General features: G+C 41.2%; 20 protein-coding genes and 6 pseudogenes. 16 read left to right on the top strand and 10 right to left on the bottom strand.

Annotated elements, in window-relative coordinates; genetic code table 11:
* Positions 1-47: 47 nt before the first annotated feature.
* The 3 genes and pseudogenes from yiaA to RS130_RS16815 all read right to left on the bottom strand — a co-directional run bounded on the left by yiaA (position 48) and on the right by RS130_RS16815 (position 1,638).
* Positions 48-485 carry an inner membrane protein YiaA gene (gene yiaA, locus RS130_RS16825; protein WP_316026890.1) on the bottom strand — a complete coding sequence of 146 codons (438 nt, stop codon included), beginning with the start codon at positions 483-485 and terminating at the stop codon, positions 48-50.
* A 52-nt stretch (positions 486-537) separates the two neighbouring features.
* A pseudogene (locus RS130_RS16820) lies at positions 538-1,307 on the bottom strand (DUF2145 domain-containing protein).
* A 124-nt stretch (positions 1,308-1,431) separates the two neighbouring features.
* Positions 1,432-1,638 carry a hypothetical protein gene (locus RS130_RS16815; protein ID WP_316026889.1) on the bottom strand — a complete coding sequence of 69 codons (207 nt, stop codon included), beginning with the start codon at positions 1,636-1,638 and terminating at the stop codon, positions 1,432-1,434.
* Between the two features lie 360 nt (positions 1,639-1,998).
* On the opposite strand from RS130_RS16815, the pseudogene RS130_RS16810 reads away from it, so the two are divergent.
* Positions 1,999-2,675, top strand: a pseudogene (locus tag RS130_RS16810) (helix-turn-helix domain-containing protein).
* 171 nt (positions 2,676-2,846) lie between these two features.
* Positions 2,847-3,257, top strand: coding sequence for a GFA family protein (locus RS130_RS16805; protein WP_316026888.1), 411 nt, complete (start codon positions 2,847-2,849; stop codon positions 3,255-3,257).
* Positions 3,258-3,357: 100 nt separating this feature from the next.
* On the opposite strand, the gene RS130_RS16800 is transcribed toward RS130_RS16805, so the two are convergent.
* Genes RS130_RS16800 through RS130_RS16790 form a run of 3 tightly spaced genes read right to left on the bottom strand, consistent with a single transcriptional unit; the run spans position 3,358 to position 4,176 of the window.
* Positions 3,358-3,603 carry a Rho-binding antiterminator gene (locus tag RS130_RS16800; RefSeq protein ID WP_316026887.1) on the bottom strand — a complete coding sequence of 82 codons (246 nt, stop codon included), beginning with the start codon at positions 3,601-3,603 and terminating at the stop codon, positions 3,358-3,360.
* A 23-nt stretch (positions 3,604-3,626) separates the two neighbouring features.
* Complete coding sequence (locus RS130_RS16795) at positions 3,627-3,776, bottom strand: hypothetical protein (protein WP_316026886.1); 150 nt, start codon at positions 3,774-3,776, stop codon at positions 3,627-3,629.
* Positions 3,766-4,176: a hypothetical protein gene (locus RS130_RS16790; RefSeq protein WP_316026885.1), complete on the bottom strand. Its 411-nt coding sequence runs from the start codon at positions 4,174-4,176 to the stop codon at positions 3,766-3,768. The genes RS130_RS16795 and RS130_RS16790 overlap by 11 nt, the downstream gene beginning before the upstream one ends.
* A gap of 350 nt (positions 4,177-4,526) precedes the next feature.
* Between RS130_RS16790 and RS130_RS16785 the strand changes: the two genes are divergently transcribed.
* The 3 genes from RS130_RS16785 to RS130_RS16775 are packed head-to-tail and all read left to right on the top strand — an operon-like array spanning position 4,527 to position 7,127.
* On the top strand, positions 4,527-6,452 hold the full coding sequence (locus RS130_RS16785; protein ID WP_316026884.1) for a DUF7133 domain-containing protein: 1,926 nt from the start codon (positions 4,527-4,529) through the stop codon (positions 6,450-6,452).
* Positions 6,338-6,766 (top strand): c-type cytochrome, encoded by a 429-nt coding sequence (locus RS130_RS16780; protein WP_316028087.1) that lies wholly within the window; start codon positions 6,338-6,340, stop codon positions 6,764-6,766. Before RS130_RS16785 ends, RS130_RS16780 begins: the two co-directional genes overlap by 115 nt.
* On the top strand, positions 6,744-7,127 hold the full coding sequence (locus RS130_RS16775; RefSeq protein ID WP_316026883.1) for a discoidin domain-containing protein: 384 nt from the start codon (positions 6,744-6,746) through the stop codon (positions 7,125-7,127). The genes RS130_RS16780 and RS130_RS16775 overlap by 23 nt, the downstream gene beginning before the upstream one ends.
* Positions 7,128-7,248: 121 nt before the next feature.
* Here RS130_RS16775 and RS130_RS16770 read toward each other — a convergent pair whose 3' ends face one another.
* Positions 7,249-7,758: an RNA methyltransferase gene (locus RS130_RS16770; protein WP_316026882.1), complete on the bottom strand. Its 510-nt coding sequence runs from the start codon at positions 7,756-7,758 to the stop codon at positions 7,249-7,251.
* Position 7,759: 1 nt separating this feature from the next.
* Positions 7,760-8,776 (bottom strand): annotated as a pseudogene (locus tag RS130_RS16765) (aldo/keto reductase).
* Positions 8,777-8,920: 144 nt separating this feature from the next.
* Here RS130_RS16765 and RS130_RS16760 point away from each other — a divergent pair.
* The 11 genes and pseudogenes from RS130_RS16760 (at position 8,921) to RS130_RS16690 (ending at position 19,395) form a co-directional block, all read left to right on the top strand.
* Entirely contained in the window at positions 8,921-9,121 is a 201-nt protein-coding gene (locus RS130_RS16760; RefSeq protein WP_316026881.1) for an ATP-binding cassette domain-containing protein, read from the top strand.
* Positions 9,093-10,376 (top strand): ATP-binding cassette domain-containing protein, encoded by a 1,284-nt coding sequence (locus tag RS130_RS16755; RefSeq protein WP_316026880.1) that lies wholly within the window; start codon positions 9,093-9,095, stop codon positions 10,374-10,376. The genes RS130_RS16760 and RS130_RS16755 overlap by 29 nt, the downstream gene beginning before the upstream one ends.
* 2 nt (positions 10,377-10,378) lie before the next feature.
* Positions 10,379-12,076 (top strand): annotated as a pseudogene (locus tag RS130_RS23900) (RluA family pseudouridine synthase).
* Between the two features lie 87 nt (positions 12,077-12,163).
* Positions 12,164-12,961, top strand: a complete 798-nt coding sequence (locus RS130_RS16735; RefSeq protein ID WP_316026876.1) for a substrate-binding periplasmic protein — start codon at positions 12,164-12,166, stop codon at positions 12,959-12,961.
* A 314-nt stretch (positions 12,962-13,275) separates the two neighbouring features.
* Positions 13,276-13,779, top strand: coding sequence for a TonB-dependent receptor plug domain-containing protein (locus tag RS130_RS16730; RefSeq protein ID WP_316026875.1), 504 nt, complete (start codon positions 13,276-13,278; stop codon positions 13,777-13,779).
* Positions 13,691-15,660, top strand: a pseudogene (locus RS130_RS23895) (TonB-dependent receptor domain-containing protein). The gene RS130_RS16730 and the pseudogene RS130_RS23895 overlap by 89 nt, the downstream one beginning before the upstream one ends.
* A gap of 67 nt (positions 15,661-15,727) precedes the next feature.
* The gene (locus tag RS130_RS16715; RefSeq protein ID WP_316026873.1) at positions 15,728-16,327 is read left to right on the top strand and encodes a PepSY-associated TM helix domain-containing protein; all 600 of its coding nucleotides are present in this window, start codon (positions 15,728-15,730) and stop codon (positions 16,325-16,327) included.
* Positions 16,328-16,418: 91 nt separating this feature from the next.
* A complete protein-coding gene (locus RS130_RS16710; protein WP_316026872.1) occupies positions 16,419-16,946 on the top strand; it encodes a DUF2271 domain-containing protein in 528 nt (175 codons plus the stop codon).
* A gap of 72 nt (positions 16,947-17,018) precedes the next feature.
* Positions 17,019-17,809, top strand: a pseudogene (locus RS130_RS23890) (DUF4198 domain-containing protein).
* Positions 17,810-17,844: 35 nt separating this feature from the next.
* The gene (locus RS130_RS16695; protein ID WP_316026869.1) at positions 17,845-18,408 is read left to right on the top strand and encodes a flavodoxin domain-containing protein; all 564 of its coding nucleotides are present in this window, start codon (positions 17,845-17,847) and stop codon (positions 18,406-18,408) included.
* Between the two features lie 33 nt (positions 18,409-18,441).
* Positions 18,442-19,395 (top strand): ferredoxin reductase domain-containing protein, encoded by a 954-nt coding sequence (locus RS130_RS16690; RefSeq protein ID WP_316026868.1) that lies wholly within the window; start codon positions 18,442-18,444, stop codon positions 19,393-19,395.
* 84 nt (positions 19,396-19,479) lie between these two features.
* Here RS130_RS16690 and RS130_RS16685 read toward each other — a convergent pair whose 3' ends face one another.
* Together RS130_RS16685 and RS130_RS16680 are read right to left on the bottom strand one after the other, a co-directional pair.
* Positions 19,480-22,560: an efflux RND transporter permease subunit gene (locus RS130_RS16685; protein ID WP_316026867.1), complete on the bottom strand. Its 3,081-nt coding sequence runs from the start codon at positions 22,558-22,560 to the stop codon at positions 19,480-19,482.
* Complete coding sequence (locus RS130_RS16680) at positions 22,553-25,924, bottom strand: efflux RND transporter permease subunit (protein WP_316026866.1); 3,372 nt, start codon at positions 25,922-25,924, stop codon at positions 22,553-22,555. Before RS130_RS16680 ends, RS130_RS16685 begins: the two co-directional genes overlap by 8 nt.
* Position 25,925 lies beyond the last annotated feature (1 nt).

Here is a 25,925-nt window from a genome sequence, read left to right as displayed (position 1 = left end):
GTCACTAGGCTTGAGGGTGGTAATTTTACCTAGTGACTGTATTTTACCTACTGCACTGGTTGTTCAATGAGTTCTGGTGCGGGGTTGGTTTCTGCCGAAAAAGCCTGTCTGTCTCTTACATTTTTCTGCACCGATACCGCGGCAAATAAACTTAAAACATAAGCCATAGCGAAGAAGCCTTTTTCACTTAATAATAAATCGGCGTTGATTAAACCTATGGTTAATAATGCTATGGCAAACCCTGATGATACCCAAGCAAGGGTATAGTAGATTTTTGATGTAGCAAAGCCTTCTAATTTGTCTCTAATAGTTTTTTGTAATGACACCATTGAAAATAAGCCATATAGAATTATGGCAAGGTAGTAACCTTTTTCGTTAAGTGCCATATCTGCGTTAAATAAACCAATGCCATAGGCGCCTGCGCCAATAATTAATGCGGCAATGGATGCAAATGAATAAGATTTTGTTGGAGCTTGAATTTTCATAATTTTCCTTAGGATAATGGATATTATTTCACTGAAATGGCTGTTGATGGTTTTATAGTGCTACTACATGTTGCTTTGAATAAAACTCGACGCCGTGAGTAACCAATTGATACTTATCTAAATATTTGAATATTGAACCAAAGGTCGCAGTTGCCACTTTGCCATCGTGATCTTTAGTGGTGACATCTTTCATAAGCAATGAGCCAAACATTAATTTAAGAGGGCTGGCGCGCACACGTTGCGGTGTGAAATGCGCTTGGGTGTTCACTTTTAATTGGGTTTTGTCCATGGTTTGATAAATAGCCGCGTTTAACATGTCTAAAGCATGCTCTGTGCAGTTTTGATAGCGATTGTTAAGTGGATTAGCAATCACAGAATAATTTGGGTTATGTAATTCAGCGTTTTTACCCTCAGTGATTTGCCTGATTAAACGCTGTTGTATTTCGACTGAGGGAATAATGATCCCGGCTTTTAATTGCTGTGCCCCCAGAAAAAGTCTACGGGGTAATCTATTACTAATTCACTTTTATTAGGCTTGTCAGAGGTTTGATATAAATTGTGAATAGCATAACCTTGCACGGTTTCGCCAGTGTGCAATTTTATATCAGAATATACTGCAATGGCTGTGTGAGTGTAATTGATTTCTTTGGGTAAATCTTTTTGAGGTCTACCTACACGAGCAATAATAAATGCTCTCGCGCCCTTAGACGCGGCGTATTTTTCTAGATCTTTGGAGAAGTTAATTATCGTTTCTGGGGCAAATGTGGCTTGTTGGTAACTTTGGCTTCTGGCCCATATTGTAGGCGTAAACCATATGCTCATTAGTATTAAACTTTTCACAATCACATTTATACACTTCATCTGTTTTTCCTTTAAACACTGTTTTAAATAGTTATGACTAAAATAAGCAAAGAGCTGGCAAACATAAGCCACCAGCCCTTATGCATTAGTTTGATTGTTGTTGAGTTTGAATCACGATCATTTGGTCTGGCGCTGGGTCTGCTGTGATAGTGGTTTCGGTTATCACTAAAGGTTCATGAACGTGCGATTTGCTACTGTTAGTCGACTCAACTAATGTTGACCCCAATTTTATGCTCGCAGCCCCCGATATTAACGCTACGCTTCCACCTAAAATAAGTGGGGCAGCTACCACCGCACTGGTTGCCTTAGCTGTAGAGGTTACACCGTGGGCTGAGGCTAAAGCGGAATGTTTACTTGCTTGGGCACTATGCTGGCCAGAACCTTGTGCATAGGCACTGATAGTGAGTGATTGATAAAGCGAATACTAAAACTATTTTGGCAAATTTCATTGTGCTTCCTTCTTGGTTAAGAACGAGAACAAGATTATGCTTGAGTATTTAATATGTAAACATTAACGTTGTCTGTATACTTAAAGTACACCTTGGGTATAGTATATCTATACTTTATTGCCGTTTCGTTAAGTTGAATGATCATTATGAGTCAGATTAATCAGATCAATAATATTCTCAAAAAGCTGTTACGCTAGGAACAAATTACTTATAGAGATATTGCTAGACAGCTAAACATGAGTGAAGCCAATATTAAACGTATATTCTCAACCCAGAGTTTTACGCTTGAGCGGTTAGAGCAAATTTGCGAGATGTTGAAAATGAACTTATCAGACCTATTTGCTTTAGCACAAAAGCAGGTTCAACAAGTTAGCCAACTCACAGTCGAGCAAGAAAAACAGTTGTTGGCCGATCCTAAACTTTTATTAATTGCGGTATGCGTACGCGATGCGTGGAAATTTGAAGAAATTATCGATTATTACGATATTGATAAACATAGCTGCATTCAGTTACTCGCTAAGTTAGACAAGTTGAAAATTATTGAGTTATTACCAAACAATCACTTTAAATCACTGATTGCACAAGACTTTAGATGGATACCGGGTGGTCCATTAGAGCGGTTTATGGAGCAAGAAGTAATGGTAAAGTTCATGGCGCCTAAGCAAAACGAGAAGTGGAATTTTAGATTTTATTTACGAGGGCGATACTCGCAAACCTCAATAGACATTATTCAGCGAAAACTGAATCAATTAACCAAAGAAGCGGCGGTATTAAACCAAGAAGATGCCGAGTTGCCGCTAGATAAACGCCAACATATTGGGTTGTTAATGGCCATGCGACGCAAGAGCCGTCACTTTTCGAAAATATGCGTAGAGTATAGTCTTTTAATTTTACCTTTACCAAAAGGTAGAACACGACCATTTAAGTTACAAAAAAGGTCAAGCTATTGGCCATTCGGGCGAAATTGTTAGATGATGCTAGCGTAATAGGTAAAACGGCTTTTGCTTTTGGTGAAAAATTAGTTTCATTATTTTAACTTGGAGAATTGATTATGAGTGTATCTGTAAAAGGAAGCTGTTTATGTGGACAGGTTAAAAGTACCATAACTGGGCCTTTTCAACGTTTTTATCAGTGCTATTGTGACAGATGTCAAAAGAAAACCGGTTCGGCTTTTGCATCGTTAATTTTTACTACACCAGATAAAATTGAATGGCACTGTGGCCAGCAGCAAACCAAACGTTTTGACTTACCCAATGCCGTGCGTTTCAGTAATAATTTTTGTACCAATTGTGGCTCGCAAGTACCTTATTTAAGTCGAGATGGTTCGCAATTGGTGATACCAGCAGGTTATTTGGATGACGATCCTGAGATACGTCCTATGGCGAATATTTTTAAAGAAGAAACGCCATGTTGGTTTGATGAAGGGCAGGCAGCAACTAAATTTGACCAGTATCCAGTGTAAATCTGGCTGCCAAAGTAGGTCTAGCCAATAAAAAGTACTGATAAGCGCAATCTACATAATTATAGCTTGCGCGGCTTTTCTCTCAATTATTAGCCTGTTTTTAGTCAAAACTAAGGGTACTAAAATGGGGATTGTCGCTACAGGCTTCTAATTTTGTAATCTCAGTTAGTACAATCATAGTCTCGTTGTTTGATACACTAACGTTGATGCATTCTTCACCAGCAGAATTTCGCCCAGTATCCTGAGCTATGCCAGTAATAACCTCAGCCGATCTTAAGGTGAGTTTAATTGGGTAACGGTACATACAGGCAATTTCAATGTAATCATATTGATTGCAAGTGATCATTCTTTTTCCTTTCACCATAGCAGCTAGTCAGCTTGTTGGTTGCGAGCCTTCCAATTTTCTTGAGCGGCTTTCAAATAGTTGTCATCCACAGGTTTATCAGCAGCGAGCTCATGGGCAATTTGTTGAATAATATCGTTTCGACTTTTGATTAATGTATCCACTTTAGCAAACAAATCTTTGCGCTTCTGGATATTGCTCCTTTATGACAGTGATGTCTTCTATTGCGTAATATGCTTGTTCAATAGCATCATTGAATAAACTACGTTTAGCGCGAAATACCACAAATTTAGCTGCTAACTCCGATTGCAAATATTGAATATCTTCATGGTCCAAGCCAGCCTCTACAGCTAGATCGCTTGCTTTTTCAAGCCACACGTCTATTGCATCATTATTGTTGTTTTGTACTGCTTGCTTTATGCCTGCTTTAAGGTCCGTGGCATTTAAAATATCTTGCCTTGAAATAACGGGTTGGCTATTTGTTTTAGAAATGTCCGGTGTTTGCGAGAGGTGAGTCATAAACCATATTGTTGCCCCTAAAGAGAGAGCAATCATCATACCAACAATGTATTTCATGAATATATCTTATATTTACTACTTACTAAGGAGCAAAATTATACAGATGAAAGGATAAAGTGGAAAGAAGGATAGTGATGTTTTACTTGTAAGTTTGATTTTTTATTTATGAGGCGTAAGGATGAGTTGGATAAGGCAGCTTTGCAAGGTGCGAAGAGTTTATTTAAACGTTTATTTGGTTGTGAATCTCATTTCAATGACACCCTGTAATCATGTATGCATCCTGCATATGTAATTATGGTTTTAGTATATGGATTGTTAGCTGACTCAAAAAAGTTATAAAACGCGGCTAGTAAAAAAGTAAATATCTGAAACTCAGTAATATAAGAGTCATTAAAAGGTCTGTCTGAATGAAATGGAACAAATGTAAACTGGTTATAGTGTCTGTGTTAATCGCGTTTTATCCCAGCAATGTATTGGCTAATGGTGGTTATAATCCACAACTGCATAAGGCAGTTGCACCGCTTTCACCAGAACAAAGTCTAAAAACTATGGTGTTGCAGGACGGCTATGAAATGCAGATTGTGGCCGCAGAGCCGTTGATTGAAGAGCCTGTTCTGTTTACTTTTGACGGCAATGGTCGAATTTACATCGCGGAAATGTTGACTTATATGCAGGATGCAGAAGGGGCTGGCAAATTTAATAAAACCAGTAGAATTAAACGCCTTGAAGATAAAGATGGCGATGGGCTGTTTGAGAGTTTTACTATTTTTGCCGATAGCCTATTGCTCCCACGTATGATCAGTACGCTTGATGATGGACGTATTTTGGTGCGAGAAACCAACACCTTAGATTTAGTTGAATTATCCGACACTGATGGCGATGGTGTCGCTGATAGCCGAAAAACAGTGTATGTAGGAGGAGTAAGAGGTGGCAATCTAGAGCATCAACCTAGTGGCCTGATGTACACAATAGACAATTGGATGTATGTCACATATACAGATAAACGCTATAAATATGTTGGCGGCAAAATAATAGCGCAAGATATTGCTTATGGTGGCGGACAGTGGGGACTGGCGCAAGATAATGTGGGGCGTATTTTTTATTCTACTGCTGGCGGACAAAACCCCGCATTTACTTTCCAAGCCCCCAGTGTTTATAGCCAAGTGTTTGTTGAGGGCGAGCAAGCTGAAGGTTTTCGAGAGGTTTTTCCGTTAGATAACACGCCGGATGTGCAGGGTGGATTACCGCTATTGCGTGACGACAACACGCTAAATCATTTTACTGGTGGTGGTGGCCAATCAATCTACTTAGCCGACAAATTTGCTGAATTAGCCGGCGACTACATTATTCCAGAGCCAGTTGGCAACTTAGTGCGTCGAGCAAAAGTCAGGCGCCAAGATGGTTATTCTATTTTGAGCCACCCTTATCAATCAATACAAACAGAGTTTATTGCGTCAACCGACGCCAATTTCAGACCTGTATGGTCGGGAATTGCGCCAGATGGTTCAATTTTTCTGTTAGATATGTACCGAGGTATTATTCAAGAAGGTAACTGGACCAAGAAAGGTTCTTATCTACGTGGCGTAATTGATAAATACGGGTTTGACAAAACTATAGGCCGTGGCCGTTTATATCGCATCACTAAAACAGATGTAGAGTTAACACCTAGCCCACAGATGTTTTCTGAAACCACAGCTGAGTTAGTCAAACATCTATCCAACAAAAATCACTGGTGGCGTTTAGAAGCGCAAAAATTACTGGTTTTAAAAGGTGATATGTCTGTTGTGCCTGCCCTTAAAACATTAGCGACTGATACCCGTTATCCGCAAGCACAAATTCATGCTTTATGGACGTTGGAAGGGTTAGGGGTTGTAGACAAAGGGTTATTGTTGCCGCTAGTTTTTTCAGGCAATACGGATGTGCGAACGACCGCTATTCGTATCTCTGAACAACTAATGGAGAACTATAAAAATGAAATAAGCCAACTATGGTTGAAGTTGGCGTCAGACAAGGATATTGAAGTTGCCCAACAAGCGGTATTGTCAGCATATTATGTAATGACAGATAATCACTTGGCTATATTACAAGCGGCTAAGCTTGCTCATCCTAACAAAAAGGGGTTAATGGCAATTGAAACGGCCATGATCAACTTGATAGCGATGAATGAAAAACGTCGTAAATTGGCTTTAGGTAACGCTGATTTGGCTAAAGCCATGATATCAGAGAGAAGGCGTTTAAAGGGTTATGCTCCACATGTCATGGCGCGGATGGAAAAGGAGGCGGCAGTCAAGCAACGCCTATTGCGCCTTCTTTCTATCGTAACCCAAGAGTGACGGGTAATAAGGCGCAGCTAATAAATCTCGTTTTAGCGGGAATGCAAGGACCTATTAATGGTAAAACCTATGCCGGTGGTATGATGCCCTCTATCGCCTCCAATGGTGAGCAATATGTTGCAGATGTACTGACCTATATTCGTAATGAATTCGATAATCAGGCCAGTGTTATCACTAAACGTGACGTTGAAATGGTGCAACAAACCAATACAGGGCGCAGTAACATGTGGACTGACGAAGAATTACACTCTGTGTTCTCTTTACCTCTTAGCCAAAAAGTCGGCATGGAAAGTGACCACCAATTTTACCCTTAAAAAAAGAAATGATGTTGCATACCTCACTGATGGTAACCTTAGCTGGCCTAAATTTAGGGGCGCTGAAACTAGGAAAAAAGGCGATGCGATTACCATTGAACTACCTCAAACCGCTGTTATTTCGCAGGTAATAGTCAACTCGAAAGGTATGAATGATAACTACTCTCGTAATATTCAAATAGACTTCTCAATGGATGGCAAAAACTGGATAACCTTGTTGCAAAATCCGGCGACAAGTGATGTTGAGGTGAGTGAAACATTAGGGAGGGCGGCCAAATATGTGCGCATTAGCAACCAAATTGATAGCGCAGGGCAACCTTGGAGAATATCCGAATTAGACTTAATCGGCAGTTATTTATAATCAATGACAATAGTAGCATTTGATAAAAGTCCTGACCGATAAAACAAAACAGCCTTCATATTAAGAAGGCTGTTTTCGTTTAAGGATGGATGTAAACCTTTGTGATAAAAGGCAACTGGTACTAGGTTGCTTTGACAAATTTAGTGCGATTGTTGGTATCGCGGCTATTTAATATGACTTGGTCATCATCGGGCATAGTGCCGGTTTTTGCTAGTCTGTCGTATAACAACACATTGACAGTCGCTGCTAAATTCATGCAACCAATCGTAGGAATATAGACGACATGATCGCATTGATTGACTACATCCTGGCTGAGCGAACCGTCTTCTGGGCCAAAAATGTACAAGGCGTCATCAGGATGGTTGAAACTAGGCAAGGGGCAGGCACCTTCAACCAACTCTATACCCACTTTAACAAGTCCTTTATCCGCATCTAGATCTATCACCTCAGGTACTTGTGTTATTGGAATGTTTAAATGCGCATTTTTGGTATCAGTGAAAAATGCACTGGCTCGTGCATATCGTTGACCGGTATAACGGATCGTTTTAACTTGATAACATCCTGCTGCCCGCAAAATACTGCCCATATTTTGCGGACTTTTAGGATTGACTAACGCTAAATGAGCTTGCATTTTATGCTGTCAGTATTTGGTTGATCTGTTGTAGTTCTTTATCGCTAAAATCAGCGCAATTTAGTGCGGCAACACAATCTTCAATTTGACTGACTTTACTGGCACCGATAATAGCACTGGTTACTGCTTCGTTATTCAACACCCAGGCCACAGCCATTTGCGCTAGAGATTGACCTCGTTGTTCAGCTAACGTATTTAAGGCAATTACTTTGGTAATTTTGTCCATAGCTAATTTGATCGGCATTCAAATAAATTTGCTCACTCCTAGACGCCCGTGAACCATCAGGAATACCTTGTATGTACTTGTTCGTCAGGAACCCCTGTGCCAGTGGTGAGAATACAATAGAACCTAAGCCTTCCTCAGTAAAGACATCGGTCAGGCCATCTTCTATACCACGTTCGAACATGCTGTAACGGTTTTGGCTGATCAACAAAGGGGTGCCTAAATCTTTTAGAATACGAATCGCTTGTTTGGTGTGAATGGGTGAATAATTGGATATTCCCACATATAAAGCTCGGCCAGAACGTACTATGTAGTCTAGGGCTTGCATGGTTTCTTCAATTGGGGTTTCTGGATCGTATCGGTGGGAATAAAACACATCGAAATAATCAAGACCAGTGCGTTTAAGGCTTTGATCACAACTAGATACTAAATATTTACGAGAGCCACCAATACCGTATGGACCCGGCCACATGTCGTAGCCCGCTTTACTTGAGATCAATAATTCGTCTCGATATGGGGCTAGACTTTTCTTCATTATTTGGCCAAAAGTCGACTCGGCTGAGCCAAAAGGAGGACCATAGTTATTGGCTAAATCAAAATGGTTGATACCTAAATCAAACGCTCGATGTAACATTGCTTGAGCATTTTCTTGTGGATCAACTGCACCAAAGTTTTGCCATAAACCCAATGATAAAGAGGAAGTCTTAAGCCGCTTTTACCGCACTTTGGGTAAGACATTGTTTCGTAGCGGTTGGCTGCTGCTGAATATTGAGGATTGGGATCATTTGTTATCATTGTTTTTACACCTAAAAAATTTTGCTTAGCCTAAAGCAAAGTTAACTATTTCTCAATTTAGATATAGTTACAATTGTTAAATTACATTTCGATACTAAGCGTATTAAGATAACATCGACTAATTATATTTTTATCTTAATTTTTATGATCTTACTGCAAAATATCGATGCTATTTTTAATCACGGATGTGCTAAGCATGACTATCACCTAAAGATCCCATCTTTAGCTATTCAGCCATTGCAACATACTGTTGTATTAGGGGCAAATGGCAGTGGCAAGTCTGCGCTGACGGCGTTTATTGCTGGCCAAGGTAAATGTGTTAAGGGCCACAAAAAAACTAACTGAAGATTTTGCGTGGGTGTCGGTTGAGCAGCAGTTGGCGCTCATTGAAGCGGTAAAAATAAAAGAATGTGCTGACATTTTAGACATTATTCCTGTGCCCACTTCGGTTGAAGACATATTGTTTGGCTCCATTGATCCAACGGCATTAGCGCCAAGTCTACGAGACGAGGTGTATGATATTTTTTCGCTGTCAGCTTTATTGGCCCGGCCATTTAGAGTGCTATCAACTGGCGAAACACGAAAAGTCCTATTGGCAAAAGCTATTTTTCAACAACCCAAATTGATGATTTTAGATGAGCCTTGGGATGGATTAGATAGCCAAGCTAAGGCTCGTTTGGCTAACCTGTTTGCTCAATTATCGACGTCTATAACCTTTGTATTTGTGTTAAATCGATTGAGTGAAGTGCCGGATTATTGTCAGCAATTGATATTAATGGACAAAGGCCAGATTAGTTGGCAAACCACTGTTAATGACAATCTCGCGCTCATATTGGCACAAGTTAAACAATTGCAGCACTTGCAACAGACCACATTGACATTGCCTTCAAGAGACAGTGACAGTTTCGCTCCTAGACCTCTTGATGAAACATTGCCACTGGTTAAGCTAACCAATGGCAAAGTGCAATATGGGGCGCATATTGTGTTTCAGAACTTGAATTGGACGATATTGCCGCAACAGCATTGGCAGGTGACTGGCCCAAATGGCTCAGGTAAGACGTGTTTACTTAATTTAATCACAGGCGATAATCCACAATGTTATGTGAATGATATTTTTGAATTCGGGTTTAAGCGCGGCAGTGGCGAAAGTATTTGGCAGATTAAACAATATATTGGTTATATGTCGAACGCGTTTCATTTGGGCTATACGGTGAATTGCTCGGCCTTGCATGTGGTGTTGTCAGGGTATTATGACAGTGTTGGCTTATATCAAACGCCTAGTAGCCGACAAATCGCGTTAGCCAAACAATGGTTAACACTGATGGCGTTAGAGCATCAAGCCCAGGTTCCTTTTCAACAAATGTCATTTGGCGATCAACGGCTTGTATTGATTGCTCGGGCGATGGTCAAACATCCAACTATGTTGATACTAGACGAGCCTTGCAATGGTTTGGATGATATAAATCGTCTAAAAGTATTGGCGTTAATAGATCTATTAGCTAGGGAAGGCAGCACTACGTTGTTGTACGTGAATCATCATCAAGAAGACGTTATTCCAAGCATTAAGCACCATTTGTCTATGTTAGATTATAAGGTGTAATGATGCCACTAGATGATGATTTGTGCTTCACACTATTTAAAAAAGACACCGCTGGTTATAGTTTGCCGGAGAAATTTACCTTTCCATTTTATTATCAGCCTCACCCGTTATGTGTGTTAGCCGCTGAGCAATTACAAGATGAATTAAGCACACAAAATGAGTGGCTGCATAATTTTGGTTTGGAGGAAGATCCCAATAAAATTATCGGTAAAATGTTTGGCGTGTTGTTGGTAAAAATTCCCAAGGAGAACTAGGGTTTTTATCGGCATTTTCTGGCAAGTTGGCTGAACAAAATCATATTAGAGGTTTTGTTCCACCTGTATTTGATATGCTGACGAATGACAGTTTCTTTTTATCTGAACAAAGAGTCATTAATAACCTCAGCAACAAAATCGAAAAACTAGAAAGCACCAGCGAATATACGCATCTAAAACAGCAATTGCTTTTGGTAGAACAGCAAAGTCAGGCGGATATTGCTCAGCTACGAAGTGAGTTAGTTCGTAATCGTCAACAGCGGAAGCGGCAAAGAAGAGAAAGTGAAAAACAACTGACGGAGGCTTCAACGTCATCCCATCAAGCCTTAATGCAAACACTATCTGCCAACAGTGTATATGACAAATGGCGGCTTAAAAAGCTAACTGAGCATTGGCAAAATAATAGCCACACATTACTCACTAAAATAGATGGCTTTCAGCAGCAAATTAGTGCTCTTAAAAGCAACGAAAGCACTTATCTGCCAAGTTGCAAAGACGTATTTTTAGTCACTATCGTTTTTTAAATGTAAAAGGCCAACAAAAAAGCTTATTGGATATATTTGCCAATACCGCTTTTGGACAACCTCCAGCTGGGGCAGGGAGTGTGCAGCTCCTAAATTGTTACACTATGCTTTTCAACATCAACTGCGGCCGTTAGCCATGGCAGAGTTTTGGTGGGGGGCTTCACCTAAGTCAGAAATAAAAAAGCACAAGCAATATTACCCAGCCTGTACTGGCAAGTGTGAACCTATTTTACAACACATGTTGGATGGCATAGCGCTTGATGACAACCCATTATTGAAAAATTATGCTGCAGGCAAGAGCTTAGAGATTGTTTATCAAGATGATGATTTAGTGGTAGTAAATAAACCCGCTGAGTTTCTGTCGGTGCCCGGTAAGGCAGTGACTGATTCTGTCTATCAACGAGTTAAGCAACAGTTTCCTCATGCAACAGGGCCGCTAATTGTCCATCGCTTAGATATGTCCACGTCTGGTTTGATGGTGTTGGCACTAAATAGTCACAGTAATAAAGTGCTACAAAAGCAGTTTATTCGTCGAGAAGTTGAAAAAGAATATGTGGCAATAGTAGAAGGTTTAATCGAGGCGGATAATGGCGAAATAACCTTACCTTTGCGCAGTGATATATTCGATAGACCAAAACAACAGGTATGTTTTGACCAAGGTAAACCAGCAAAAACAACATGGCAGGTAAAACAAAGGTTTCCACAATTAAATCGTACCAAAGTAAGTTTGCGACCTCATACTGGCCGCACTCACCAATTGCGAGTGCATTGTGCTCACGCGTCTGGTTTAAATATGCCGATCGTAGGTGATGATTTATACGGTATGCGAGACCATCGTTTGCACCTGCATGCCCAACGGATAAGCTTTGTTCATCCCACCACTTTAGAAACGCTTATTATTGAAAAATATGGTGATTTCTAGACTTAAGTCTAATTTTTTTATTTACCGGATTACTTTATTATCCAAATATCGATGTTGAGTTATTTTGATAAAGAGTGGTAAAGGAAGATGGATACTAAGGATAATAAATTTGGTTTTTACAATGCCAAGTTCGCTACTGCTTGTTGTGTCGCTCTGTTGGCTTACATGCCTGCCAATAAGCTATATGCAAATGACTTGACCATTCAGTTAGCCTCAACAGATTGGTGTCCATATACTTGCGCCAACGACATATCGAATAGAGGTATAGTGCATGATTATGTGGAGTATATTTTTAGCCAAAAAGATATTGCTCTCAAAGTCTCATCTTTTCCGTGGGCTAGAGCGATAAGGCAAGTCGAAGGTGGAAAGTTGGATGGATTACTTACTGCCGTGCCTGCAAAAGGGCGTAATTTAATCTACACAGAAATACCGATAATGTCTTATCAAATGTGTTTCTTTGGCGCCCAAGATAGCCAATGGCAGTATAAAAACCAAGACTCGTTGCGAGATGTTCGACTTGGGGTTATCGCTGAATATAGTTATGGCGAGCCAGTAGATACATTTGTTAAAAACAAACATAAAACCGGTAACGTTATTGAGTTGAATACTCGTTTAGCAATACAGCAACTTATTTCTTTAGTGGCTGCAGGCAGAATAGACGTGCTGATTGAAGATAAAAATGTCATGGATTGGCATCTCAAAAATACTCATCATTCACTACTGGATCAATTCAAAAATTTAGGGTGTTTACAGGAAAGTCCATTTTATTTAGCCATGTCGCCAAAAATAAATTGGAGTTATGAAGTGATTGATTTTCTAAATCGAGCTTTTGAAAGTGAAGACAATCAACAATTACTCTACGATGATATCGTCGGGCGCTATTAATACCTCGTATACTGCACTCAATACTCAATACTCAATACTCAATACTCAATACTCAATACATAGTACTCAATAGTCAGATCTTCCCTCTTTTTTGACGGTTTAATTTCAAACATCCTGCTTTTTAGTTTCATAGTCATTTTGTCGGTTCACTCGGCTGATAATAACCTGTTCATTGGCTGTAGATTTTACGTACTCATAAAATAAATGATAATTATTATCGTTTGCATTGCTATTGTTCGTTTTTTTCTATAAGATTTTCACAGAAATCAACAAACACATATATTTATATATACTAAGAACAATAAGGAAATTTAATGAGCATGCTCTTTAAAACACCACTCTTATCAACTTGTATAGCCTTAGCTATCAGCGGCCAAGCCTATGCAAAACAAAGCAATGACAATAAAAGTCAGTCTGAATTAGAGCATATAGTTGTGAGTGCAACCGGCTTCGAACAAAAAATAACAGCGGCACCAGCCAGTATTTCAATTATCACTGAAGCAGATATTAGAAGTCGTCCGTTTACTACTTTGCTTGACGCAATCAAATATCAAGAAGGTGTAGATGTAGGTACTAGCCGTGACAAAACTGGCCAAGGCTCTATCAGCATGCGCGGCTTAACCAGTGAATACTCGTTAATATTAGTCGATGGTAAACGCCAAAATAACCATGGTGATATTTATCCTAATAACTTTGGCGGTAACGCTTTTGGACACATCCCACCAATGGATGCGATCGCTCGTGTTGAAGTTATTCGTGGTCCAGCGTCAACCTTATACGGAGCTGATGCCCTGGGGGGTCATCAACATTATTACTAAAAGATCTGAAGGTAAGTGGTCAGGTTCGGTAAGTTTTGGACGTAGTTTACAAAGTGACGATCAGTTTGGTGATGACATTACCACTGATTTTTCAGTGATGGGCCCCTTAATTGAAAACCTATTAGAACTCAGTGTACGGGGCAGTGTATATGAGCGTATGGCTTCTTCTCCTGAGTTTGAACCAGCAATCGATCCAAATGGTGATGTGCACGAACGCTCTTTAGGGTTTGGTAGTGGTGGTAAAACCGTTGATAATACCAATCAGCAATTTGGCGTGTCTTTGCTATTTACCCCTAGCACTTCACAAACCATTCGTTTTGATTTTGACAATTCAAATCAAAAATATGACAACACTCCTACCTATAACATTAACACCGGTGAGATAATCTATCCCTTAGGCACTAAAGATAATATTGAATCAATTTGGCGTACGTCTGGTGGCCAGGTGTCACCTCGGGCTGGTTATGCAGCGGATCAAGAGTTTGATCGTCAGTGGTGGTCATTAACTTATGACGCAGATTGGGACTTTGGTAGTACATTTATTTCTTTAGCATACGTAGATACTCAAAATAATGGTCGTACTATGCCTTTGAGCGTAGCTGAGCGTCAGCTATTACAACTTATGTACGATGGGGTTGGTGATTACCAAGGAATGGAAGAAGCCGATCGTAAAGCATTGGCCGAAACCACGTTTTTGCCTAGACCACAGCGTCCTCTTGAGAGTAGCCAATATACTTTAGATGCGCGTGTAGACATTCCATTAACGGACCTTATGGGTAATCATAACCTAGTTGTGGGTGGTCAGGTGATCCGTGGTGAATTATTAGACGGCGTGTTTGGCATGGAAGATAACGTGACGAATGGTGTGCAAGAGCACAACATTTATGCCTTGTTTGTTGAAGACAACTGGAATGTCATTGCGCCATTAACTATTACCGCGGGTGTGCGCTATGACAATCACGATGTGTTTGGCAGTAACTTGTCACCACGTTTGTATTCTGTATATGAATTATCCGAAAACTGGACCGTTAAAGGGGTGTCAGTACGGGGTTTAAAACGCCCAAAACGACTGATTTATATGATGGTATCACTGGTTTTGGTGGACAGGGTACTTCGCCTTTTGCCGGTAACCCAGATTTACAACCAGAAACTAGTGTGAATAGCGAGATTGCCTTGTATTGGAATAATGCAGTGGCAGGGCACAATTTCAACATCACTTATTTTAACACTCACTTTAAAGATAAAATTGCCTCTGGTGATTCAATTCAAAGTTGTGTCGCCACCAATGATGTTCGTCCATGTGTGAATTTAGGCGCCTATGATGAGTTAGGTTACAGTACTTATAGCCAAAAAATTAATATCGATAAGGTTGATATTCAAGGTATTGAAGTTGCCGGCCGTATGAGTATAACCAGTGCTTGGAACGTAAGTGCCAATTACACCTGAACTGACAGTGAACAAAAAAGCGGACCTCAAGAAGGCGAACCTTTAACGAATACTGCAGAGCATATGGCTAACATTACCACTGATTGGACGATTACAGATAAGTTGAATGTTTATTTACAAGCTGAAATTCGTTCTGACAGATATAGAGATTGGGATAGTACTCTTGACCAAGCTTTGTATTACAAGAACTATGAAGCCCTTAATCTTGGCGCTCGTTATAAGTTAACGGATAATGTGAATATTAACCTGCGAGTCAATAATCTACTTGATGAAGACTTTACCTCATACTCAACTTTTTATACTGACCTAAACAACGATGGTACCTACGAGTACTTGACGGGTCGTGGTCAAGTGAGTGAAGTAGTGTTTGCTGATGACTATAACATCAAAGATAAAGCACGCAGTTTTTGGGTAAGCTTAAACGCAACCTTTTAATCATGAATAAAAGGCGCTAGCACTATTGGGGCTAGCGCCTTAATTGTTGAGGGAATTGAAATAGATAATGAAACTAGCTTTGGGTAGCGCCCGTCAATGGCATTGGATAAGTGCAGCCATCTGTATTGTCGGCATGTTGTTTTTTTCTTGGACCGGTATCACTCTCAATCACGCAGCAGATATTCCTGCGAAATCTGATATCACCACCATTGAAGCTGATCTTCCAGCGGCGTTATTAACTGCATGGCAAACAACTGACAAAACGGAAGCTATGCTGCCCCCAAATATTAGGCAGTATTTATCTGCAGAATATCAATTGCATATTGCAGCATCGTTGGTCGGTGAGCTGAGTGATGGTGAGTTTTATTTACCTATGGTAAATCCTGGGGTTGATGCATGGCTCTCGATCGATATTGAAAGTGGCGAGCTCATCTATGAAAAAACCGACAGAGGGTGGATTTCCTTTTTTAATGATTTACATAAAGGCCGTTATACCAATACCGCCTGGGTCTGGTTTATTGATGGGTTTGCTGTGTGTTCGGTTATTTTTTGTTTAAGTGGCTTATGGCTGCTGTATAAACAAGCTGCATTTCGCCTATCAACATGGCCAATTGTGGCTCTAGGCGTGTTATTGCCGTTAGTGATAATTTTATTAAGTTTACATTGAAGGTTAATGGTGAGGGAGTTGGTGATATTGGTGTTCAATTCAAGTTGCCGTTCTATCTCAAGATTAGCCTTAAGTATTAAAAGGAAAATGAATGAAGTCGAAGATAATATTAAGTTTGCCCCTTTTTTCTAGTCTTGTTTGGGGTAGCTTCAGTTATGCCGCTGATAATGCGCTCACTATGCAAATAGATATTCCGCGGATGAATGTGGCTGAATACCATAAACCTTATGTAGCCGTTTGGTTGGAAGACAGCAGCCGCAAAGCTACACAGGTTGCCCTATGGTACGACCTTGATATGCAAGATAACGAGGGCAAGAAATGGTTGAAAGACATTCGCCAGTGGTGGCGCCGCGTCGGTCGTAAATCAGCCTTACCCTTTGATGGATTAACATCTGCCACTAAAGGCCCAGGTATGCATACCTTGGCCATAGATTTAGATGCAGAGCATTTAGCCGACCTAGCTGCGGGTGATTATCAACTACGTATTGAGGCATCAAGGGAAGTGGGTGGAAAAGAAGTGCTCAATATACCCTTATCATGGCCACCTACAGCGTCTGAATATCCTTTAGAAGCCAAAGGTAAGTCAGAACTTGGTCACATCATTGTTCAATTTAAATAGTCAATTTTAGTTATATTAAGGAAGCAAATAGTGAAAATATCAACCCCGTTAACCGCGTTGTTGTCAATAGGTATGGTACTGGGAGCAAGTTTTAATGCCTCTGCCCACAGAGCTTGGATAGTGCCTAGTTCTACCAATTTATCAGGTGAAGCGCCTTGGGTTACTTTTGATGCGGCAGTGTCAAACTCGTTGTTTGTTCCAGAGCATGTCGCTTTGCGTACTAAAGGTCTGAAAGTGCACAACCCTGAGGGAAAATTAGTAGAAATAGCAAACGCTCATACTGGTAAATTCCGCACAACCTTCGATTTAAACTTGGTTACCGAAGGAACTTACAAAATCGCTATGGCCTCTGGCGGTTTGTCAGCATCTTGGAAAGATGCCGAAGGTAAGCGAAAAAGATGGCCAGGACGTGGCCAAACTGCGAATGATGCAGATTTCGCCACTGCCGTACCTAAAAAAGCTGATTCTTTACTTGTATCGCGCAGTTTTCGTCGTATCGAAACCTTTGTGACCGCAGGTGAGCCCACCGATACAGTATTTACCCCAGTAACTCAGGGCTAGAATTAGTTCCGGTGACCCACCCGAATGATTTGTATGTGGGTGAAACCGCGAAATTTCAGTTCTTATTTGAAGGGCAACCTGCAGTCGGCGCAAAACTAGCTTTTGTAAAAGGCAACACACGTTATCGTAATGAGCAAAATCAAATTGATTTAGTAACAGACAACCAAGGATTTGTCGACATTACTTGGCCTGAAGCGGGGATGTACTTGCTTGAAGCTGAATACCAAGATGATAAAGCCAAAGCGCCTGCTACTTCCCGTAGAGGTGGATATAACGCGACTTTTGCCGTTCTTCCTGAATAACCATTGGTTTAATGTTCTCTGACTAAAGTAAATCTATGCAAAGTTTGTATGTAACTGTTGTGGCCATTGTCTTGTGGCTGGTACTTTGTGCTGTTACGTGGCGTATACATCGATCACGCCAATCGGTAGAGGTCAAATTGAACGCTACCGTTTTAATAGCTTATGGCAGCCAAACTGGCAACGCACAGACGATAGCGAAGAACTGTGCTCAAGCTTTGCATTTACCAGAAAAGTGTGTGATTGCGTTAAACAATCTAACCTTTGAGCATTTGCAGCAGGTTGAAAAAGCGCTTTTTGTCGTGAGTACCTATGGTGATGGTGAAGCACCTGATAACGCGAGCTTGTTCATCAAACATATGCAAGACAAGTGCTTACCATATGCAAAACAAAAGGTTAGAAGCCTTGAACAGTACGCACTTGAACATCTTGAGTATTCGATTATTGCCTTAGGTGATAGTAGTTATCCTGACTTCTGTGCCTTTGGCTTTGAATTGAATCAAGTCGTAGCGAAAACAGGGGCTCAGTTATTGGGAGGCGTTATAACGGTGGATAATTATGAGCCCCATACGACCCAACTGGCTGATATCACGCCGACCTGATTAAATATTCAGCCCCTTACATCGCAATCAAAGATGTTGCCTAGCACACAGTATTGGCGGCTGAGTGAACGTCAAGTATTAAACCCTAATTGCGATGACGAAGCACTGCTATTGTTGACGTTGCACAGCATTGGCCCAAGGCCAATTTGGCGAGCAGGGGATGTCATTGAAATTCAGCCCCATCACCCCGAGAATGTTATTGATAATTGGCTAGACGAAAATGAACTGAATGGCGAAACGCTATTAACCTATCAAGGGCACCAGCAAAGTTTAAAAGCTTGGTTGGCCGACAGAGAATTATCTAAAATTAATGTTGGTACTAAACTGAGTGTCGTCAGCCCAGAAGACTTACTAGACAAATTACCTTATTTGCACAAACGTAGTTACTCTGTAGCCTCAGTGTCGGAGAACGGTCAGTTACAGTTGGTGGTACGTTTATTCAAAAAAGATGATCAATCACTGGGTTTAGCATCGGGGTTTTTAGGCCAGTATTGTAAAATTGGTCAACTGGTGCAAGGCCAAATAAAGTCGATTAACCATCACCACCATATCCAACAAACTCAACCCATAATACTGATTGGTGCAGGCAGCGGGTTGGCAGGATTGAAAGCGCAAATTGCAGCGCGCAACTGGGCTAAGCAGCATGGTCAGCAAAATATTGGCGATACTTGGCTAATTTTTGGGGAGCGACATAGCGCTGCAGAATTGCCCATTAATCGACTTTTACAGGACTTAAAAGAGCAGGGCATAACGAAACTCAGCCATGCTTTTTCTCGCGATGAGCAATACCCTAAATATGTGCAGCATATATTGATTAGCGAGCAAGCTACTTTGCAACAGTGGCTTGAAAATGGCGCGGCGATATATGTTTGTGGTTGTTTATCTGGTATGGGGCAGAGTGTTCATCAAACCTTGATTGACATGTTAGGCGAAGCCACTGTTGAGTCTTTACAACAGCAGCAGCGTTATATTCGTGATGTGTATTAGTTAATCACTAGCCTAAGCGATCTTAGGCTAATTAGTTTTCTCTTACATTATTCTTTTAGTAACGAACACCTTCAACGGGCGTGTTCAACGAATCACCCGGTTCACCAGCACCCTACTGTGATTGAGCATATGTTGGGTTTTGGCTCTTAGTTTCAGTAATAACAAATAAGCAAGGGGTACCAATACTAAGCTGGTCAAAGTAGAAAACACTAAGCCGCCAACAATAGCGATAGCCATAGGTGCATAGGGTGGACCGTCACCACCAATACGCGTGCTTCCCATCGCTAAAGGTACTAAGCCAAGCACGGTGGTGGCCACTGTCATTAATATGGGTTTTACGCGGGTGAGGCAAGCTTGAATGATGGCTTGCTGTACATTTTGTCCTAGATAAATCAGTTGATTGATCCTGTCAACCAAGACAATTCCGTTATTGACTACTATGCCCATTAAAATCAACATCCCTATCATCGCCATGATTGACATGGGTAAGTTTGCAGCAAACAAGGCCCAAAATACTCCCGTCATAGAAAATAGCAAGGAAGTGATCACCGCTGTTGGCAGTAACAAAGATTCAAATAGTGCGGCCATTACTATGTAGATCATACAAATAGCCAGTAACATATTGGTTTGCATGGCTGATTCGTTTTGTTTTTGTCTTTTGATGCTGTCATCAAAGGTCCAAGCGTAGCCGGTTGGTAACTGAATATGCTTCATTACGCCTTCGATATTTGCTTGGGCTTGCTGTAACGTGACGCCATCTTGTAAGTTCGCACCTATTGTGATGGATGTTTGTCGATAACTGCGTCGAATTTCCGCTAAACGTGGGGTAACAGTCAAGTTTGCTAGCATATCTAAGGTAATGTTTTGGTTTTCTTTACGGGTTATAGTCAGGTTTTTAAGTTGCTCGACTGAGTTTTGTAAACTTTTGTCGAACATTAGTTTTATGCCAATTTCTCCGCTGTCTTGATGTCTGAAGGTTCGCAAGTTTGTGCCACGTAACGCGACGGCCAACATCTGTGCAATGTCATGCGAAGTGAGCCCATAGCGGAACGCTTTTTGTCTATCTACTACGACTTGCAGTTCCTTTTTCTGTTGTTTGGTATCGGTTTTCACATCTGTCATCCCTGCTAGGTTACTTAGCACTGGAATAACTTGTTTGCTGATTTGGTTTAAGGTTTCCGACGAATCTCCCACTAAGGTAAATTTAACATTGCCAGCGTTATCTTTGTTCCATTGAAAGGAAGGACGTGCCCTAGCAAGGCGAGGCATGTTGTCGGTAATCTGTTGTTTAATACTGGATTGTGATACCGGTAAGTCATCGATAAAGGTGATCCCCGACACGGCAAACCCTGTGGTGTAATAGCTGTACACTTGTTTGATGTGCAACTGCTGTTGATTGGCGTATAAATAAGCTTCCATCTTGTTAACCGCTTTTTCAACTTCTTCAAGGCTATAACTGCCTTGAATATCGTAATTCATCCATACACGGTTTTGATCGTTGTCTCGGTCTTCATCACTGGTGACATATTGCATAGGAATGGCAGTAGACGCCAATATTGCAAGGGCAATTAAACTAGTTTTACCCTGATGTCTCAACGTCCAAGTGAGGATCTTTTGATAAAAGCGTGCCAAATTGTTAGGCGCTTTTTGTATTGGTTGAGTGGTGGTTCCCTTACCTTTAATTTTAGTGGAAAGTAGGGGAATTAAAGTTTGTGAAATCAATAAAGAGGCAAACAACGAAATACAAATTGCGATGGCCACATGCTCTAAGAACACAGTAACGTTGACTTTTTCACCGACAATATTGGGTAAAAATACAATGGCTGTGGTAATCGTGCCGGCGATAACTGCCAAGCTGACTTTTCCCACGCCTACTTTTGTGGCTAGGATTGGGTCGGCAATCTGTTGTTTTTCTTGCTGAATACTCTCGGTGACCACGACTGCATTGTCCACCAACATACCCACGGCTAACATTAAGCCCATCATGGATAAAATGTTAATGCTGTAACCCATCATGTACATGCAGCCTAAGGTTATACAAATTGAAAAGGGCACAGATAATACGACCAACAAAGTGGTAGTGATATTGCGTAAAAAAGCGTAAAGCACTATTAGTGATAATAATGCGCCAATCAGTCCTGCATTAAGCAGATCGGCTAGGGATTCAGTCACACTTTCAGCTTCATTTTCCATGATAAACAAATGTATGCCGTTAAAAGCGGGATTAGAGTTAGCCTCTTCAATGACCTTTAATACTTGCTCAGATACTTCCACCATATTGCTATTCGATTCACGATAAATATTAAAACCTACAGCATAAGCTTGATCTAAATGTCTGCCATCTGTGCGCTCAGGCTTTTCAAATCTAACTAAGGCTATATCACTTAGTTTGACGTTTTTGTTTATTTGTAAGTCGCGAATTTGTTGCACACTGTTGAATTGACCTTGAGGAGTGACGGTAATTTTTTGTTGGTAATCTTTGTCGATAAAGGTGCCGGCAGTTAATGAAAAGTTGGCACTGCGTAGGGCCTTGGCGAGTGTGTTGGTGTCAATTTGCAGCGAGGCCATAAGCTGTGAGTCAAGGCGAATAGATATTTGCTTTTTGTCTACACCATAAAGTTCAACTTTGGAAACGCCTGCTACCCGTTCTATTGGTCGCTTTAAATTGCGTTCAAGCAAATCAAAGGCATTGGATAAATCTCGTTGGCTAGAGACTCTCAGTGAAAAAATCGGCATATCATTGGTATTAAACTGATAAACCAAAATACGCTCTACGTCGGCCGGTAACTCTGCACGAATGGCGTCAATTTTTTCTCGTGCTTCTATGCCCTTAGCCTTTAAGTTCTCGTCCCATGCAAATTCTAGCTGGATTTCTGCCGCGTCTTCAAAGGAGCGTGAACGTAGGCGTTTGATCCCCGACATGGTGGCGAGTGTTTCTTCGACTGGTCGGGTGATCATTTTTTCCACTTCTAGTGGGGTTGCGTCTTTATAGGGAATGCGAATGGCTATTTCAGGAATATCGATACTTGGAAATTTTTCTAACGGTAGTAACTGACTCGACAATATCCCAAATAACAACATTGATAAAAATGACATTAGAATGGTTACCGGCCGTCTAATCGCAAAATCAGCCAAAGCCGCGCCTGAACTTGCGAACTTATCCATGAACATTCTCCTTTGATCCTGGTGCACTCGGGGTATCTTTATTTACGTTTAGGTTGAGCTGTGGTGCGGTGGTCGCGGCAAACTGCTTGCGATCAAACACACTATATAGAATAGGAATAAAGAATAGGGTGAGCAGAGTAGAGAACATTAGTCCATAGATTACTGTCACGGCCATTGGTGTGCGAATTTCTGCGCCTTCGCCTAAACCTATAGCCATTGGAAGTAAGCCAAGAGAGGTGGTTAAGGTGGTCATTAATATGGGGCGTAAACGACTCTGAGCTGATTGAATAATTGCCTGATGTTTAGCTAAGCCGGTCTCTCTAAGCTGGTTGATTTTGTCGATCAATACAATGGCGTTGTTAACCACTATACCGGCTAACATAATCAGGCCAATAAACACTACCACGCTTAAATTGGTGCCAGTTAGATACAAACCGTATATGGATCCGGCACAGGCTAATGGCACAGTTAGCAATATTAATAATGGGTGTAGCAATGACTCAAATTGCGAGGCCATCACCAAGTACACCAAAAAGATAGCTAAGCCTAGAGCAAAAATTAAAGACTGGAAGCTGTGTTCCATTTCTTCACTTTGACCTGCCACTTTGGCTTGGATATTGACCGGAAAATTAATTTGTTGTAGATGCTGTTGTGCGGCTAATACTGCTTCATTGAGATCGCCATACTGCAAATTTGCTGAAATGACGGCCACGCGTTCTTGACCAATTCGGGTGATTTCGCTCGGACCTATCGTCATACTAATGTCAGCCACTGCGTTTAATGGAATGGCTGAGTCGGCGCCAGGATTAACTATAATCTGGCCGATGTCTTGTATTGAGTCTCGCTGTTGCTCATTTACTTTGACTAATATGTCAACTTTTCTATCTTGAATACTGAACTTGCCCGCCTGTTCGCCGCCAATTTTGGCTGCAATTAGCTTGGACACTGTAGGAGCGGTTAACCCAAGCTGGGCCAATTTACTGTGGTCAAATTCAATTTTTAACTCGGGATTTCCAGCTTGTAAAGATGTTTTAATATCGCTAAAGCGTGGATCTTTGCCTAAGACGAATTGCACTTGTTGGCTATATCGGCTTAAGGATGGTAAGTCGTAGCCAATAAGGTGAACCTCTAAAGGTGTAGCAAAAGTAAATAGAGAAGGGGAGCCAAACTTACTTTCTACTCCCGCCTGACGGGCTAAGTAATCCCGCATTTTCTCCTTAACTTGTTGAGTCTTTTGCGCCGAACTATTGTTTTCCATTACCACATTTAACTTACCCCAATTTTCCCCACCTTGACCGGCCGTTGCATTCATTAAGCTGCCGGTACCTGCAAGTGCGTAAGTACGATCTACCCCGGCTAATTGTTTGGTATAAGTGTTTAATCCATTTATCACCTGATCGGTTTGTCCTAACTGGGAACCGGTGGGTAGCGTAACTTCGACGTGAAACTCTCCCTGCGACATATCGGGTATGAGTTCCATACCTAGCTTAGGCAACAATAATACTGAACTTGAGGCAACAATGAGGACGCCAGTTAGAACCAGTACAGGTAGGTTAAGTGCTTGTTTTAAGCTAACTAAAAAGCCTCTTTCTATTAGCTTGAAGAGATTGTCAAAGAGCCATAGTATGGGCGTAAACATCCAAGCTAATACTGTTTTGAAAAATCTAAAGATGAAAATTAAGAGGCTAGATAGGAGTAAAGGTAAGTAATAGAAAACACCTTGTAGTAAGTAAATAAAGGGCAAAGTTAAGTAGTGAAATATCCAACCTATTTTGCTGCTTGGCTTGGATTGTTCAGCTGTAAACTCTGTATTTACATCTGAATTGGGGTAAGTAATGCTATTACTAGCGGATTTTTCTCGTGCGGCCAACATAGGAATGAGTGTCAATGCAACCAGCAAAGATGCACCTAAGGCGAAGGTAACCGTTAATGCTTGGTCACTAAATAGTTGCCCGGCAATACCTTCTACAAATACTAGCGGAAAAAATACCGCCATAGTGGTGAGTGTAGAGGCTGTGATGGCCATGGAGACTTGCTTTGTGCCACTCGCTGCGGCCTGTTTAAAATCTGTGTTGTTAGCTTTGTGTTGTGCAATGTTCTCCAGCACCACTATGCTGTTATCCACGAGTAAGCCGATGGCTAACGCAATGCCACCTAAACTCATGATATTCAAACTTATATCATTGGCGTACATTAGGTTGAATGTGGCAATGATTGAAACGGGTATGGAAATAGAAATAATTAAAGTCGGCCAAATATTTTTCAAGAATAAATACAGCACTAACATGGCAAGCAGGCCGCCAACTATTGCTGCTGATTTTACGTCAGCGATAGCATTGCCGATAAATTTCGATTGGTCGTATACCAATTGCAATTGGTATTGATCGGGAAGGTGTCGTTGTAATTGCTCGATTCTGAACTGAATATTTTTCGCTACTTGTACTGTATTGGCATCGCCTTCTTTGTAAATAGCGATTTCAACACCGGCAAAACCATTGAATCTATTTAACGCGTTAGGATCTTTGTGGGAATTATTGATAGTGGCTATGTCACCTAAGCGAACATTTTTTCCTTCTCTGCTGGCGATAAACAAGTCACTGATATCTTGCAAACTTTTGAATTGATTGAGGGTTCTGACTAAATATTCTTGTGAGCCGTCTTTCACCCGCCCACCAGAAGTGTTGACGTTCTCATCTTTCAGGCGCTTGATGATTTGTTCTACTGTGATGTTTAATTGGCTGGTTTTTTGTTGGTCGATCAATACCTGAACTTCATGCTCTAAACCACCGCTGATTTTGACCGACGCGACGCCTTCTACTGACTCGAGTTGGCGTTTTATTTGCTCCTCTGCATATAGCCGTAAGGTTTTAATGCCTTGTTCGGTTAGCGTGGTCAAGCCTTCGTTGTCTTTGCCACTAGCTTCGCTGCTATCCACGCCGCCTAATCCAAAGCGCATCACAGGATCTAAGCTGGGGTTAAACCTTAATAGAATGGGTTTTTTAACATCTAGGGGCAGCCAAATAGTATCGAGTTTTTCACGGATTTCTAGGCTAGCAAAATCCATGTCTACCCCCCATTGAAATTCTAACAGCACATCAGATTGCCCCGCTTTTGAAGTAGAAGTGACCTTACGCACGCCTTTCACTACGCCGACGGCTTCTTCGATAGGTTTCGACACTAGTTGCTCTATTTCTGCGGGCGCAGCTCCTAGATAATCCGTCCGGATGGTTAAAGTCGGATAGGCCAGTTCTGGCAGTAAGTTAATGCTCAAACGTGACAACGACACCATGCCAAATAAGATAATAGCTAAGGTAAACATCCAAACCGTTACAGGCCGTTTTACCGCAACGTTAACAATACTCATC

Origin of the sequence: Paraglaciecola aquimarina, from assembly GCF_032464635.1 — a bacterium.
GTDB classification, from domain to species: Bacteria; Pseudomonadota; Gammaproteobacteria; order Enterobacterales; family Alteromonadaceae; genus Paraglaciecola; species Paraglaciecola aquimarina.
The sequence above is the reverse complement of the archived record's forward strand: the minus strand, read 5'-3'. Positions and strand labels throughout refer to the sequence as shown.

What these genes read in the sequence shown, in the direction of transcription:
- RS130_RS16710 (WP_316026872.1), top strand. Translation starts at nt 16,419, where the DNA reads ATGAAGTCGAAGATAATATTAAGTTTGCCCCTTTTTTCTAGTCTTGTT.
- RS130_RS16735 (WP_316026876.1), top strand. Translation starts at nt 12,164, where the DNA reads ATGGATACTAAGGATAATAAATTTGGTTTTTACAATGCCAAGTTCGCT.
- RS130_RS16770 (WP_316026882.1), bottom strand. Translation starts at nt 7,758, where the DNA reads ATGCAAGCTCATTTAGCGTTAGTCAATCCTAAAAGTCCGCAAAATATG.
- RS130_RS16800 (WP_316026887.1), bottom strand. Translation starts at nt 3,603, where the DNA reads ATGATCACTTGCAATCAATATGATTACATTGAAATTGCCTGTATGTAC.
- yiaA (WP_316026890.1), bottom strand. Translation starts at nt 485, where the DNA reads ATGAAAATTCAAGCTCCAACAAAATCTTATTCATTTGCATCCATTGCC.
- RS130_RS16690 (WP_316026868.1), top strand. Translation starts at nt 18,442, where the DNA reads ATGTTGCCTAGCACACAGTATTGGCGGCTGAGTGAACGTCAAGTATTA.
- RS130_RS16790 (WP_316026885.1), bottom strand. Translation starts at nt 4,176, where the DNA reads ATGAAATACATTGTTGGTATGATGATTGCTCTCTCTTTAGGGGCAACA.
- RS130_RS16715 (WP_316026873.1), top strand. Translation starts at nt 15,728, where the DNA reads ATGAAACTAGCTTTGGGTAGCGCCCGTCAATGGCATTGGATAAGTGCA.
- RS130_RS16730 (WP_316026875.1), top strand. Translation starts at nt 13,276, where the DNA reads ATGAGCATGCTCTTTAAAACACCACTCTTATCAACTTGTATAGCCTTA.
- RS130_RS16805 (WP_316026888.1), top strand. Translation starts at nt 2,847, where the DNA reads ATGAGTGTATCTGTAAAAGGAAGCTGTTTATGTGGACAGGTTAAAAGT.
- RS130_RS16760 (WP_316026881.1), top strand. Translation starts at nt 8,921, where the DNA reads ATGATCTTACTGCAAAATATCGATGCTATTTTTAATCACGGATGTGCT.
- RS130_RS16695 (WP_316026869.1), top strand. Translation starts at nt 17,845, where the DNA reads ATGCAAAGTTTGTATGTAACTGTTGTGGCCATTGTCTTGTGGCTGGTA.
- RS130_RS16680 (WP_316026866.1), bottom strand. Translation starts at nt 25,924, where the DNA reads ATGAGTATTGTTAACGTTGCGGTAAAACGGCCTGTAACGGTTTGGATG.
- RS130_RS16785 (WP_316026884.1), top strand. Translation starts at nt 4,527, where the DNA reads ATGAAATGGAACAAATGTAAACTGGTTATAGTGTCTGTGTTAATCGCG.
- RS130_RS16685 (WP_316026867.1), bottom strand. Translation starts at nt 22,560, where the DNA reads ATGGATAAGTTCGCAAGTTCAGGCGCGGCTTTGGCTGATTTTGCGATT.